10 protein-coding genes are annotated in these 14,011 nt (G+C 63.8%); 4 read left to right on the forward strand and 6 right to left on the reverse strand.

The window, feature by feature from the left end; translation table 11 throughout:
* Positions 1-8: 8 nt before the first annotated feature.
* Together bmt and NKI88_RS23395 are read right to left on the reverse strand one after the other, a co-directional pair.
* Positions 9-1,031: a betaine--homocysteine S-methyltransferase gene (bmt, locus tag NKI88_RS23390; RefSeq protein WP_023725605.1), complete on the reverse strand. Its 1,023-nt coding sequence runs from the start codon at positions 1,029-1,031 to the stop codon at positions 9-11.
* Between the two features lie 114 nt (positions 1,032-1,145).
* Complete coding sequence (locus tag NKI88_RS23395; protein WP_023681768.1) at positions 1,146-2,003, reverse strand: helix-turn-helix domain-containing protein; 858 nt, start codon at positions 2,001-2,003, stop codon at positions 1,146-1,148.
* A gap of 223 nt (positions 2,004-2,226) precedes the next feature.
* Here NKI88_RS23395 and NKI88_RS23400 point away from each other — a divergent pair, with 223 nt between their 5' ends.
* Both NKI88_RS23400 and NKI88_RS23405 read left to right on the forward strand, forming a co-directional pair.
* Positions 2,227-3,237, forward strand: a complete 1,011-nt coding sequence (locus NKI88_RS23400; RefSeq protein ID WP_031197693.1) for a fatty acid desaturase — start codon at positions 2,227-2,229, stop codon at positions 3,235-3,237.
* 91 nt (positions 3,238-3,328) lie between these two features.
* Entirely contained in the window at positions 3,329-4,156 is an 828-nt protein-coding gene (locus NKI88_RS23405) for a phosphate/phosphite/phosphonate ABC transporter substrate-binding protein (protein ID WP_352657555.1), read from the forward strand.
* Here NKI88_RS23405 and NKI88_RS23410 read toward each other — a convergent pair.
* The 4 genes from NKI88_RS23410 to NKI88_RS23425 all read right to left on the reverse strand — a co-directional run bounded on the left by NKI88_RS23410 (position 4,121) and on the right by NKI88_RS23425 (position 11,318).
* Positions 4,121-5,428: a M24 family metallopeptidase gene (locus NKI88_RS23410; RefSeq protein ID WP_023725608.1), complete on the reverse strand. Its 1,308-nt coding sequence runs from the start codon at positions 5,426-5,428 to the stop codon at positions 4,121-4,123. The two genes, NKI88_RS23405 and NKI88_RS23410, sit on opposite strands and share 36 nt — an antisense overlap.
* 55 nt (positions 5,429-5,483) lie before the next feature.
* Entirely contained in the window at positions 5,484-7,013 is a 1,530-nt protein-coding gene (locus NKI88_RS23415) for an ArnT family glycosyltransferase (protein WP_352657558.1), read from the reverse strand.
* A gap of 83 nt (positions 7,014-7,096) precedes the next feature.
* Positions 7,097-9,667: a GcvT family protein gene (locus NKI88_RS23420; RefSeq protein ID WP_352657561.1), complete on the reverse strand. Its 2,571-nt coding sequence runs from the start codon at positions 9,665-9,667 to the stop codon at positions 7,097-7,099.
* Between the two features lie 73 nt (positions 9,668-9,740).
* A complete protein-coding gene (locus tag NKI88_RS23425; RefSeq protein ID WP_352657563.1) occupies positions 9,741-11,318 on the reverse strand; it encodes a trimethylamine methyltransferase family protein in 1,578 nt (525 codons plus the stop codon).
* Between the two features lie 271 nt (positions 11,319-11,589).
* Between NKI88_RS23425 and NKI88_RS23430 the strand changes: the two genes are divergently transcribed.
* Both NKI88_RS23430 and NKI88_RS23435 read left to right on the forward strand, forming a co-directional pair.
* Positions 11,590-12,765 (forward strand): MFS transporter, encoded by a 1,176-nt coding sequence (locus NKI88_RS23430; protein ID WP_352657565.1) that lies wholly within the window; start codon positions 11,590-11,592, stop codon positions 12,763-12,765.
* A 129-nt stretch (positions 12,766-12,894) separates the two neighbouring features.
* Positions 12,895-14,011: MFS transporter (locus NKI88_RS23435; protein WP_352657568.1), on the forward strand; the 1,117-nt coding region annotated here is incomplete at its 3' end.

Here is a 14,011-nt window from a genome sequence, read left to right on the forward strand (position 1 = left end):
GTTCGATATCAGGCCCGGGTGCGGCGGCGTTCGCGGCGGGCTTCGCTGGTCTCGGCGGTGTTTTCCGTCGCCACCTTGTTGCGCATCGGACCGATGCGCTCGACGATCGCCGCGACGGTCGGGCGTTCGGATTTGGTGTGCGCGTCGAGCGCCTTGCGCATGGCGGCAAGGTGCTGGAACGACGTGCCGCAGCAGCCACCGATGATCTTCGCGCCGCCATCCACCGCCAGCCGGACATAGTCGGCCATCAGCTCCGGCGTGCCGGAATAATGGATCTCGGTGCCACGAAATTCGGGAATGCCGCAATTGCCCTTGACGATCACCGTCGCTTCCGGCTTCGCCTCGGTCATGTCGAGCAGCGAGGCCAGGATGTCGGAGGCGCCGACACCGCAATTGGCGCCGACACCGAGCGGTGTCTCTGAAAGTCCGTCGACGACGCCGTGGATATCCCTGGGCAGCAGGCCCATCATGGTGCGGCCGGCAGTGTCGAACGAACCGGTATAGGTGTAGGGCAGGCCGACGCGGATGGCGGCCTCCGCCGCGGCGCGGATTTCGTCCGGCGCAGACATGGTCTCGATCCAGGCGACTTCGGCGCCGCCTTCCTTGAGACCCTCGATCTGCTCGGCAAAAGCCTCGACTGCTTCGTCATAGGTCATGGCGCCGAGCGGCACCAGCAACTCGCCGGTCGGACCGACCGAGCCGGCGACGATGACTTTCCTGTCGGCCTTGTCGGCGACCGCCCGGGCAATCTCGGCGGCGCGCTTGTTCAGCGCATGCACGCGGTCCTGCGCATGATGCAGCTTCAGCCGGTGGCGGGTGCCGCCGAACGAGTTGGTGAGGATGATATCGGCGCCGGCGTCGACGAAATTCTGGTGCAGGCTGGTGATGGTGTCGGGCGCTGTCTCGTTCAGCAACTCGGGCGCTTCGCCGGCCTCCAGACCCATGGCGAACAGATTGGTGCCGGTGGCGCCATCGGCGAGCAGCACGCCCTTTTCGGCCAGCAGAGCATCGATGGGATTGTTCGCGGTCATCGGATCGACTTTCAGATATTTGAATGGAATAAGGATATAAAGAAGTCTTTATGTCCAGTCAATGTGTTTGCGACCGGCGATGCCGCGCGGCGCACCTTTCCGGGGCGTTGGGGATCAGGCAGAACCCGATGGAAATGACGCGCCGGCCAGATTGCGCGCGTAGGCGGCGGCCTCATGCGGGTTGATGTCGGCGGCCCGGATCAGATTGTCGAAATGCTGGGTCAGCGCTTGGACCGGCTGGGTGGCGTTCAGCACGACATACATGTCGCCGACATAGATGGCGGCGCGATAAGGGCCGAAGATGGTCAGCGGGATGGAATAGCGCATGCGGCCGTCATAGAGGAACAGGCGGAAGGTGGGGTAGAGATCGTCAAGCAGCGTCGCCATATGGGCAAGCTGCTGCCGGCGGTCAGCCTCGGGAAAGCGGTCCCAGACGCCCAGGCCGCGGGCAAAGATCTCAAGCGTATGGCGCGGCATGCAGACCTCCATGTCGGTCTCAGGGCGCCGGTTGTACTCGATGCGGTACTGCGTCTCGCTGGCCTGCGCCAGACGGCTGCGGTTGGTGATGTTGGCTTCGTAGTCGACCAGCTGGCGTGTGCGCAGGAGATCGGGAATGCCGGCCGGCACATAGCGGATCTTGGTGCCTGCGGCCTCGGCGAACCATTTGGCGAGCAGCGTGCGGTCGAAGCCGTCGGGCGCCTCTTCGATCTCCAGGCTTTCGCGGATTTCGCCGGTGACGCCTTCATCCTGGGAGAGGCCGAGCAGCCAGTCCAGCGAGATCTTGAATTCGGCGGCGATGTTGAGCAGCGTTTCGGCACGTGGCAGGCGCGTCGAGGCGCCGGACATCAGTTGCGACAGCGCCGACCGGTCGATGCCGACTGCTGACGCGAAAGCTGACTGGTTGAGATCGGACCGTGTCAGGAGCAGCTTGAGGCGCTCCCGGAAGATTGCCGAAAGGTCCCGTTTGTCCACTGTTCGTTCTCCGCACTCTCTTAGGAAAAATTTGCGCCCGAGCCGTCGAATCAGCACTTCCAGCGTAAATGAATCCGTAGGGTTGTTTACAATGCATAACATCTGCGGTCAAAAATGCGCAATCGCAACATTTTGTACACTTTGTCTCGTTGAGCGGAATCGCTTCTCCTGACACTATGCTGTCAGGAACAATTCCGGCGACTGAGGGACAGTGGTCGATAGCATGACAGGCAAGCGCATCAAGCGACGCGACGCAGCGGCCATCGAGTGGCCGACCGTGGTCCTCGCTTTCTTCTGTTACGGAATGTGGCTCGCTGCCGGGCTCCTGCTCTGGCCCTCTTATCCGACCCCGGCACTTCTTCTCCTCGGCTTCATCCTGGCCTTGCAGTCGTCGATCATGCACGAAGTGCTGCATGGCCATCCGACGCGCAGCGCGCTCATCAACGAAGCCTTCGTCTTCCTGCCGATCGGCCTGGTCTGGCCGTTCCGTCGCTTCAAGACGCTCCATTTGCGCCACCACGCCGACGAGCGCCTGACCGATCCGCTCGACGATCCCGAGAGCTATTACCAGGCGTTGTGGATGCATGACGATCTGCCGCCGACGATGAAATTCCTGCTCAAGATCAACAACACCATGGCCGGCCGTTTCTTTCTCGGCCCCTGGCTGTCCTGCATCGGTTTCTTCGTCGACGACGCCAGGCATGTGATTGCCGGCGACAAGGTGATCGGCAAGGCATGGCTGCTGCATGCGATCGGCCTCGCCATCGTGGTGCCGATCGTGCAGTTCGGCTTCGGCATTCCGGTATGGCTCTACATTCTGGTGCCGGTCTGGCTCGGCCAGTCGCTGATCGCGGTCCGGACTTTCGCCGAACATCAGTGGTCCGAGCACCCTGAAGGACGCACGGTGATCATCGAGCGCTCGCCGCTGTCGTTCCTGTTCCTCAACAACAATCTGCACTTCGTTCACCACAAGACCCCGACCGTTGCCTGGTACAGGCTGCCAAAACTGTTTGCCGACCGCCGCGACGAGTGGCTGCGGATGAACAATGGCTACGCCTATCCGAACTATTTCGCACTGATCAAAGCCTACGCCTTCAAGGCCAAGGAGCCGATCGTGCACCCGGTGCTGCGCCGCCAGCCCGAGCCGGGCAGGGCGTTCAAGCCGCGCATCAGGGCGCGCAGCATCAGCGGGCTTGGCAGCGCGCCGGTTCCGGCCGAGCCGCCGAAGGAATAATCCCCGGACTTCCCGAACCCGTGTCGGCCAATTCTGATTGGACGCCGCGTTTTTGCGATCCTTTCCCGAGCCATGATGATTGAGTGTCGGCATGAGTGATTTGGTTGCGGCATTGCCGATGTATGACTGGCCCGAAGTGCGCGGCGAGGTCGACGCGCAATGGGCAGCGTTGCGCGATGCTTTTCGGCACAAGGGCGTCGATGGGCCGCAGACAATCGTGCGCCGCAATGGCGACCTGCCGCCGGTGCCGGGCGGTATCCACGACGCCGAGGGCAGACTGATCGCGCCCGATCCGGCGATACTGCCGCCGGACGAACTCGACCATCACCAGCTTTGGCTGCATCCGGCGCTGCTGTTCGCGCAGACCTGCTGGGGGCCGATGGAACTCGGCCTGAGCAAGCATGTGCAGGTGGTCGGCCAGCCGAGCTACGACGCTTACGAGGGCGGCGAAGGCGAACTCTATTCGAGCGCGCTGGTGATGCGGACGGGCGAGGGACCGGAGGTTCGCTCGCCCGCGGATGGCAAAGCCTTGCTGCCGCTCGATCTGATGCGTGGCAAGTGTTTTACCTACAACAGCCTCGATTCGATGTCGGGCATCATCGCGCTGACGCGCGACCTGCAGGCCGCCGGCGAGAGCATGGATATGTTTCCCTCGCGCAGCGAGAGCGGTGGCCATCGCGGCTCGATCGTCGCGGTCGCCGAGGGCAAGGCGGATATAGCTGCCATCGACTGTGAGAGCTGGGCGCTGGCGCAGCGTTTCGAGCCTGCGGCAAACGCCGTGAAGGTCGTCGGCTGGACGGCAAGGCGCAAAGGCCTGCCCTACATCACCGCCAGGACGACGCCGGAAAAGACGCTCAAGGCTCTGCGCGAGGCGCTTGCCGGATCAGCCGAGCAGCCTCGCATCCAGCTTGTAGGTTGAAAGCTGCTCGTTACCGGTCGCGGTGATCAGGATCTGTTCCTCGATCTTGACGCCCTCATGGCCGCCGAGACGGCCGATATAGCTTTCCACGCACAGCACCATTCCCGGCTCCAGCGCGCCGTCGGGCGTGTCCGGCGTCCAGTCGCTTGCATGCGGCAGGGTCGGGTACTCGTCGGCGAGGCCGACGCCGTGATAGAGCACGCCGTAGCGCGCCGGGAAGCAATCTCCCGGCGCCACCACCGAGCGTTCGACCAGGTCGCGGAAGGATATGCCGGGCTGCATCAATTGCGTGTTGTGGGCGATCTGGTCGGCGGCGATGTGGAAGAGGTCCCGTTGCTCGTTCGATGGTCTCGCATCGCCGCAAAGCCAGGTGCGGGAGAGATCGGCGCAGAAGCCGTAGGGGCCGATCAGGTCGGTGTCGAAGGCGACGAGGTCGCCTGCTTCGATCACCCGCGATGAGCATTCCTGGAACCACGGATTGGTGCGCGGTCCCGAGGCAAGCAGCCGGGTTTCGATCCATTCGCCGCCGCGCGCAATGTTGCCGCGGTGGAGTTCGGCCCACAATTCGTTTTCGGAAATGCCCGGCGTCAGCGCCTTCTCCATTTCACCCATCGCCGCTTCGCAAGCGACGATTGCGCGGCGCATGGCGAGGATCTCGTCCGGCGATTTGATCAGCCGCGCATTTTCCATCACCGCTTCGCCATTGCCGATCGAAATGCCGAGGCGGGCGAGTTCCTCGACGCCTTCCGGGTTGATGTGGTCGACCGCAATGCGGCTGTTGCCGCCGCCATGCTCCTTGACCAGATCGGCGATGCCGGCCGCCCAGCGGCGGACTTTGTGCTCGGTCAGCTCGCCGCCATAGAGATACATCCACGACACTGCCGGCCGCACCTCGTCGACGACGCCGGAATGATCGGACAGATGCTCGCAGGAGAAATAGTCGAACAGCACCACGGGTCCCTCAGTGGCGACGAAGCAGTGGCGGGTCGGATTGTGCGCGACCCACAGCTGCATGTTGGTCGAATCGGTGGCGTAGCGGATGTTGACGGGGTCGTAGAGCAGCGCGCCGGCGTAGTTTCGGCGCCTCAGTTCGGCGCGGAGGCGCTCGAGCCGGTATTTGCGCATCGCGGCAAGATCGGGCGCGGCGATGCCTGCCGCTTGCCATTCGGCTTCAGCCAGCGCGCCATAGCCCAGCACATGCTGGTTCAGCGACGCCGCCTTCTGGCGCGATGTTTCGCGCAAGGCTTCGACGGAGCCGGGCTCGAACGGCATGATCTTGCGGTGACGGCCGAACCCTTGTTTCTCCACCCGACGCCTCCCTGCCGACTTACTGTGGCGCTGCGCCCGCGGCCGCTTTCTTCAGCCGCGTGACCGTCAGCGTGCGGGTGGGCGGCTCGCTGTCGAACAGCATCGGAACGACCAACTGCTGCGGCGAGCCGTCAGCGACATAGCCGGCCTCGCTCAAGGCCCGCAGGATGCCCTCGGGAGGTTCCTTGTCATTGGCCATCACGAGCACCGCCGGCTCGATCAGCAAATGGCCGAAGTCCGGCATCTCGTCGTCGAGCACGACCAGATCGGGATCGACAAGACGCAGATTTCCCACCCAGTGCCAGCTCGATATCGCCGTGCGAACCGGACCGTTTGCCGTCAGCTGGCCATAGAGCGACTGGTAGTCGACACGCACGATGCTGCCGCGGCTGTCGCCGCCATTGAGGTGCGTGTACCAGGTCACCGGCAGCACGAGGATGGCAAGCGTTGCGCCGACAAAGACGACGACGTCCTGCACCTTCCTTCCCTTGTCGCCTCTGGCATCCATCCGCAAGGCCAGCGCGACCGGCAGCAACACAAGGATGGGAAGCATCCAGCGATCGCGAAATTGCGTCGTCCCGCTAGCCAGGACGAGCACGATGGTCATCGCCAGGGCAAAAGCGATGGTGCGCCACACCAGTTTCTCGGTCCATGGCGCCGGTTGCAGAGCCGGCGCCGGCTTTTTCCATGCGATGAGCAAAGCCGCGACGAATATGCCGGCCGGTAACACCGCGAAATACAGGATAGCCTTGCCCAGTCCGCGCATTCCGTAGAATGCGGTTTGTATGGCGCTTTCTCCTCTGCCCATGCCGAAGCCGCCGCTGTGCGACAGCAACTGGTCGGTGTAGGTCAGGTTCCAGTAGAGCGTCGGCAGGCAAAGCAGCACCGCCACGACAAGGCTGATCGAAAACCGGCGGTTGAGGATGACGCCGCGCCTTTCGCGCAGCGACAGGGTGGACAGGATCAGCGCGGCGAGAAAGATGGCGTTGTTGTATTTCGACAGGATGGCGGCGGCCATCGCCACGCCAAACAGCACATAGCTGGCCAGCGAACGCCGCTGCACCAGTTCGACGAGCGCAAGAAACAGCACCACTGAAAAACAGAAAGCGGCGATCGAGTGGGTGAGGGCGTGCTGCATCTCCCACACCATCTGCGGAAACAACAGCAGGCCGAACAATGCGGCGGCGCCAGCGCGGCTGGAATAGCCCAGGCGGCGGACAGCGATGAAAACCGACGCCAGCGCCGCTCCGATCAGCAGGTACTTCACGATCTTGAGCGCGAGGATGTTCGTTCCGACCACGGCGGCGGCGAGGCGGGCAAGCCAGGTGTAGAGCGGCGGCTGCGAGCCGCCATAGCCAGCCCAGAGGTAGTGCATGTACATCAGCTGTTCGGAATCGTCGACGCCGACACCGGTTCCCACGACATGGGACAGCAGCGCCATCACCACGATCTGGACGACGCAATAGACCGCGACGCAGACCAGTGCGGCGTTGAAGGGACCGACCTTGCCTTCGCAGAGCCAGTCCGTCCATTTCTCTAGATACTGCAAGGGATCGTCTTCTCATTGAGGGAAAATGCCTGCGGCCAACTGCCGAAGGCCCCTTACACGATCTCACGCTCCCTGTCGCCTTTTCAGGTCCGCATCTTCTCGCCGCTGGGGTCGAAGGGCGCCTCGACATTGATGCGCGCCGGACGCCGGTGGCCGAGGATCTCGATCTCGAACAGTCCGGCACTTTCGTCCTCGGCGAGTGCCGCCGGCACATAGCCCTGCGCCATCGACTTCTGCACATAGTGCGCATAACCGCCCGAGGTGACCCAGCCGACCACGCGCCAGTCGCGGTCGACGATGCCGCGCACGGCGGAAGCTCCTTCGGCAGCCTTTGAGCCACGCACGTCCTTGCCTGCCGTATCGAAGCGTGGCGCGCCATAGCCATGCGGCTTTTCCACCGTGCCATAGTCCTTGCCGACCTTGGCCCAGATCGGCTCGTCGCCCATGACATCGGCGTCGGCCGCATCGACGATGAAGGAGACACGGCGCAGTTTCGGCCCTTCCGCCTGTTCCTTGGCGGCGGCTTCGCGGCCGATGAAGTCGTTCTTCTCCAGCTTGATGAAACGGTCCATCGCGCCTTCGAACGGGCCGTAGATCGGGCGCAACTCGCGGTACCAGGTCGGGAAGTTCTTCTCCAGGCGCATGGAGAGCAAAGCGCGCATGCCGAAATCGACGAGGCCGAACTCCTCGCCGGCGTCCTTGATCGCCTTGTAGACCAGACGCTCATAGGCCGGCGCCATCCAGATTTCATAGCCGAGATCGCCGGTATAGGTGATGCGGTTGACCATGCAGGGCGCGCCGCCGACCGCCATTTCGCGGAAATCCATGAAGCGAAACGCCTTGGTCGAGATGTCGACATCGACCAGCTTCTGCAAGAGGTCGCGCGATTTCGGACCGGCGATCGACAGGCCGACGAGCGTCTGATCGAAGCGGTGGATGCGCACCGAACCATCCTTCGGCAGGTGCTTTTCGAACCAGCGCATGTGGTATTTCTGCGCGGCGGAAGAGCCCCAGATCATAAATCTGTCTTCGCCTGCCTTGGCGATGGTGAAGTCGCCGATCAGCTTGCCGAACTCGTTGATCATCGGCGTCAGCACGATGCGGCCGATCTTCGGCATGCGGTTGGTCATCAGCCGGTTGAGGAAATCCTCAGCCGCAGGTCCCGACACTTCGTATTTGGCGAAGTTGGCGATTTCGGTGACGCCGACGCGTTCGCGCGTGGCGCGCACTTCCTCGCCGATAGGACCGAAATCGTTTGAGCGGTGGAAGGAGACGACGTCCTTCGGCTCCTTGCCCTTCGGCGCGAACCACAGCGGGGTCTCCAGGCCCCAGCTATCGCCCATTACGGCGTTGTTGGCGAGCATCGTGTCATAGAGCGGGGTGGTTTGTGCAGGGCGCGCAGCCGGCAGCTCTTCATTGGGGAAGCGGATGGAGAAGCGGCGCGAATAGTTTTCGCGCACCTTTGCGTTGGTGTAGCGCAGGCCGGCCCACTCGCCGAAGCGGGCGACATCCATGCCCCAGACGTCGAAGCCGGGATCGCCATGCACCATCCAGTTGGACAGCGCGAGGCCGACGCCGCCGCCCTGGCTGAAGCCGGCCATGACGGCGCAGGCGCACCAGAAATTGGTCAGGCCCTGCACCGGCCCGACCAGCGGATTTCCGTCGAGCGCGAAGGTGAAGGGGCCGTTGATGATCTGCTTGATGCCGGCTTTCTCGATGCCGGGGAAATGCTTGAAGCCGATCTCCAGCGACGGCGCGATGCGGTCGAGGTCGGGCGGCAGCAGTTCATGGCCGAAATCCCACGGCGTATTGACCGGCGACCAGGGTTTGCAGGCTTTTTCATAGGTGCCGAGCAGGATGCCGTTGCGCTCTTGGCGGGTGTAGATCTCGCCCTTGAAGTCGAGCACGCCGATCATCTCGCGGCCGGTCGATTTGTTGAATTCCTCGACCTCGGGCATCGGCTCGGTGAGCAGGTACATGTGCTCCATGGCCAGCACCGGCAGTTCGACGCCGACCATGCGGCCGATCTCGCGCGCCCACAGGCCGCCGCAGTTGACGACATGCTCGGCGTGGACGGTGCCCTGTTCGGTGACGACGTTCCAGGTGCCGTCAACTTCCTGCGTCAAGTCGACGACGCGGTTGCGCAGCACGATCTCGGCGCCCAGCTTCTTGGCCGCCTTGGAGTAGGCGATCGTCGTGCCGGAGGGATCGAGATGGCCTTCGACCGGATCCCACATGGCGCCGACGAAATTGGTCTCGTCCATCAGCGGGAACATCGCCTTGGCTTCGGAGGGCGTGATCAGCTCGGTGTCCATGCCGAGATAGCGGCCCTTGGCGTGGGCCAGGCGCAGAAAATCCATGCGCTCGGGCGTATCGGCCATCATCACGCCGCCGGTCAGATGCAGCGAGCAGGACTGGCCGGAGATTTCCTCGATCTCCTTGTAGAGGTGCACCGTATAGGCCTGCAGTTTGGCGACGTTGGGATCGCCGTTCAGCGTGTGGAAGCCGCCGGCTGCGTGCCAGGACGAGCCGGAGGTGAGCTCGGACCGCTCGATCAGCATGATGTCGGTCCAGCCGGCCTTGGCAAGGTGATAGAGCACCGAGCAGCCAACGACGCCGCCGCCAATGACAACCGCTTTTACATGAGATTTCATGAGAGATAGGTCCGTTTTTGCGTAAATTGAATCAGGTGTGTCGGTTGGCAGGATGCCGCCAGTTGCTTGCCGATCAAAAATCGGTCGGCGCGCCGCCTTCGGCCGTGCGCTTTTCGACGAAGTCGTTGAGCTCTTCGCGGATCGCCGGGTCCATATAGGGTTCCTCGTAGGATGCCAGCCGCTCCTTCCAGACCTTGTTGGCCTTTTCCAGCGCGGTCGGCGATCCGGCTTCGGCCCAGGTCTCGAAATTGCGCCAGTCGGAGAGGATGGGCGAGTAGAAGGCTGTCTTGTAGCGGTCCTGCGTGTGCTGGGTGCCGAAGAAATGGCCGCCGGGGCCGACCGACTGGATGGCATCGAAGCCGAGCGCTTCGTCGGACAGGTCGAGCGGGGTGAGGAACTCGGCCACCATCTGCAACAGGTCGATGTCCAGGATGGTCTTCTCGTAGGAACAGCGCAGGCCGCCTTCGAGCCAGCCGGCGCCGTGCATCATCAGATTGCCGCCGCCCTGGATGGCGCCCCACAGCGAGAACACGCTTTCATAGGCTGCCTGCGCGTCGACGGTGTTGGCGGCGCAGGTATTGGAGGTGCGGTAGGGGATCTTGTAACGGCGGGCAAGCTGGCCGCCGACAAGCTGCGCCTTCATATATTCAGGCGTGCCGAAGGCCGGCGAGCCTGACTTCATGTCGACATTCGAGGTGAAGCCGCCATAGCCAACCGGCGCGCCCTTTCTCACCATCTGGGCAAAGGCGATGCCGGACAGCGCCTCGGCATTTTGCTGCACCAGCGCACCGGCGATGGTCACCGGCGCCATCGCGCCGGACAGGGTGAAGGGCGTGATGACGACGACCTGACCCTTGCTCGACATCTGGATGATGCCTTCCATCATCGGCACATCCAGTTTCAGCGGCGAATTGGTGTTGATGATGGTGAAGACGGACGGCTCTTCGAGCATCTGCTCATGGCTGATGCCGCGGGCGATCCTGGCGATCTCGATGCCGTCGACATTGCGCTCCTTGCCGAGCGAATAGATGTGGAACACCTTGTCGGTCAGCGTGGCGAGGTCGCGGATGCATTCGAGGTGGCGCACCGACGGGTGGATGTCGGTCGGCTCGACCGGGTAGCCGCCGGTGCAGTTCAGGATGTTGTGCATCTGCGCCAGGCGCAGGAAGTTGCGGTAGTCCTGCTGGTTGCCCGGACGGCGGCCGCGATCGAGGTCGGAGCAGTTCGGTGCCGACGCCATCATCGACAGGATCACATTGTTGCCGCCGAAGCGCACATTGTGTGCCGGGTTGCGGGCATGGAGCGTGAATTCCGACGGGCAGTTGGAGATGAGATCGAGGATCATGTCGCTGTCGAAGCGCACGCGCTCGCTGCCCTCGCGGACATCAGCGCCATTTTCCTTCATGATGCGGCGCGCTTCGTCATGCAGTACGTCGACGCCTATTTCCCTCAAGACGCGCAGCGAGGCGAGGTGGATCGATTCCAGCTCGTCGTCAGAGACCAGCTTGGTCGGCGTTAGCGGATTTCTCAGTTGCCGAAAAGCCGGCTGTTCGAAGGCGGCCGAGCCGCCGGCGCGCTTGCCCGCACGGCCACCGCGACGGGCACGGTCGGTTGCCAAAGTCGGTTCGGCTGGATGCAGGGCGGCGGTCATGATGGTCCTCGTACGATGCTGGTAGCGGGCGGCATAATGGACCGGCGGCTGTCCGACCATTGCGGAGGCGGCGACCACTAGGACGAGGGAAGCGACATGCCCGAACGGCAGTCCGATAGTTGACAACCTTGCCGGGGATTGGCGGACAGGACGCGCCCACTGCGGCTCTTGGCGCAAGGGGATTTCAGGCGCGGCCCTTCCTTTCCCTAAATCGAACCGCTAGCTCAGTGGTTTGCCGCTGGATGGGCCGGCAATTCATGTGGAAGGCATCATGGCTGCGACCGGTTCGAGCGATGGCGAAGCGGGGACGCAATGGGCGGCGCTTGCCGGCGTAACTGCCGCCCTCGCGATGTTCGGTGCGGCGCAAGGGCTGAGCTCGCCGCTGTTTACGCTGCTGATGCAGAAGCAAGGCATGTCGCCGGCGCTGATCGGCTTGTCGGCAGCGATGATGCCGCTTGGCCTGATCCTTTCGGCCTCGTTCGTGCCGGCAGCCATTCGGCTGGTCGGCGCGCGCAACCTGGCTGTGGGTTGCTCATTGATTGGGGCGCTGTGCTTCCTCGGCATCGGCTACCTGCAGGACTGGGTGGGCTGGTTCGTCATCCGCTTCATCATCGGTATCGTCATCAACCCGCTCTATATACTGGGCGAAGTATGGGCGCTGTCGCTGGCGCCGCCGTCGCGCCGCGGCAGGGTGATGGGGGCATTCAACACCGTGCTGGGCGCTGGCTATGCTGCGGGGCCTTTGGTCCTGACCGCGGTAGGGATATCGGGCTGGGTTCCTTTCCTGGTCGGCATGGCCGGCTTCATCCTGTGCGCCGCGATCCTTCGTGCTGTTTCCTCAAGCCTCGCCGGCTTCGAGGATGACGGCCAATTGCCCGGCGGCTTTTTCGGTTTCGCCAGGCTGGCGCCGGCGCTGTTGTTTGCCGTGCTGGTTTCGGCGGCGGTCCAGCAGGGCACCTACGCTTTGATGCCGGTCTTCGGTGCTGCCTATGGCTTGCCCGAAAGGACGCTGGCGGCCCTGGTGATGGCACTGTCGCTGGGAAACATCTTCCTGCAGATCCCGCTCGGCCTGCTGGCCGAGCGTTTCGGCGGGCGGGCGATGATCATCTTCTGTGCGTTGGCGACAACGACCTGCGCGGTTTTGCTGCCGTTGCTGATCACGACGCCGGCGATCTGGCTCGTCCTTCTCGTCATGGGCGCTGTCGGCTACGGCGTCTACACCATGGCGCTGGTGGAGCTCGGCAGCCGCTTCAGGGGAACCGTGCTGGTCGCCGGCAACGCCGCCTTCGCATTGATGTGGGGCGCCGGCGGCATTGTCGGCCCGCCTGGCGCCGGTGCCTTGATGCAGACCATCGGTCCGCTCGGTCTGCCGGTGGTGATCGCCGGCCTCGACGCGCTGCTGGTGAGCTTCGCGCTCTATCGATCGTTCAAGCGCCAAAACTCCTGACAGGCCCAAAAGCTCCTGACAGGCCCAAACTCATGACAGGCCTTGTCTGGAGCAAACGGTTTTTACCGGGGCGGGGCTTACCCGCGTCGGACAGAAAAGCTAGTCCTGAGCCTGGTTTAGGTGCCAATGATGAACCTGGCGGAAGCTGACAACGAGAAGATGCAGTGGGCGGCGATCAGCGGCGTGATCGCGACCGTCTCGGTGTTCGCCATCGCGCAAGGCCTGTCCTATCCGCTGCTGAGCTTCATCCTGCAACGCCAAGGCGTTTCGCCGGCCATCATCGGGCTCTCGGCGGCAATGACGCCGATCGGCTTCATTGTCTCGTCGCCGCTGATCCCGGCACTGGCGCGCCGGTTCGGGGCAGGGCGCACCGCGCTTACCTGCGCGGCGCTTTCGGCTATTGTGCTTGCGCTGATCGGCTGGACCCAGAATGTCTATCTGTGGTTTCCGCTGCGCTTCTTGATCGGGGTGGTGACCAACCCGCTCTATGTCTTGAGCGAAATCTGGGTCATTGCACTGGCGCCGCCATCGCGCCGCGGTCGCGTCATGGGTGTCTATTCAACCATCATCTCGGCCGGCTTCGCTGCCGGGCCGCTCTGCCTGCTCGTTGTCGGCACCGTGGGATGGCCGCCATTCCTGGTGGGGATCGCCGCCTTCATCTTCTGCGGCGCCTGCCTGGCGCTGGTGCTGCCGCAACTGCCGAAGGTCGACGAAGCCGGGCGCAGGGTTTCGGTCATGGGCTTCATGCCACTGGCATGGCTATTGCTGTCGGCGGTGGTCGTTGCCGCCGGTTTCGAACAGGGCGTGCTGGCGCTGCTGCCGGTCTACGGCACGCACTATGGCATCGCGGAAGCGCGCATGTCGGCGCTGCTGTCGGTGATGATCGCAGGCAACATCGCCATGCAGGTGCCGCTCGGCTTGCTGGCGGAACGGCTGACGGCGCGTCTGGTGCGATTCATCTGCGTCGTGGTGACGGTGCTGGGCTGCGCCCTGTTGCCGCTGCTCATCGAGACGCCGCTGATCTGGCCTTGCGTCTTTATCTGGGGCGCGGTCTCCTATGGCATCTACACCATGTCGATCATCGAGCTCGGCGAGCGCTTTACCGGCTCGGCGCTGGTCGCCGGCAATGCCGCCTTCTCCCTGATGTGGGGCCGCGGGCCGGGGGGGCGGGGGCCCCGGCGGGGGGGGCGGGGGGGGGGGGGGGGGGGGGGGGGGGGCGGGGGGGGGGGCGAGCCGAGGAGCAAGA

Source organism: Mesorhizobium sp. M0317 (genome assembly GCF_040321555.1).
Lineage (GTDB): Bacteria > Pseudomonadota > Alphaproteobacteria > Rhizobiales > Rhizobiaceae > Mesorhizobium.

Coding starts and splice junctions, on each gene's coding strand:
- NKI88_RS23430 (WP_352657565.1), top strand. CDS start 11,590: ATGGCTGCGACCGGTTCGAGCGATGGCGAAGCGGGGACGCAATGGGCG.
- NKI88_RS23400 (WP_031197693.1), top strand. CDS start 2,227: ATGACAGGCAAGCGCATCAAGCGACGCGACGCAGCGGCCATCGAGTGG.
- bmt (WP_023725605.1), bottom strand. CDS start 1,031: ATGACCGCGAACAATCCCATCGATGCTCTGCTGGCCGAAAAGGGCGTG.
- NKI88_RS23420 (WP_352657561.1), bottom strand. CDS start 9,667: ATGAAATCTCATGTAAAAGCGGTTGTCATTGGCGGCGGCGTCGTTGGC.
- NKI88_RS23425 (WP_352657563.1), bottom strand. CDS start 11,318: ATGACCGCCGCCCTGCATCCAGCCGAACCGACTTTGGCAACCGACCGT.
- NKI88_RS23405 (WP_352657555.1), top strand. CDS start 3,329: ATGAGTGATTTGGTTGCGGCATTGCCGATGTATGACTGGCCCGAAGTG.
- NKI88_RS23410 (WP_023725608.1), bottom strand. CDS start 5,428: ATGCCGTTCGAGCCCGGCTCCGTCGAAGCCTTGCGCGAAACATCGCGC.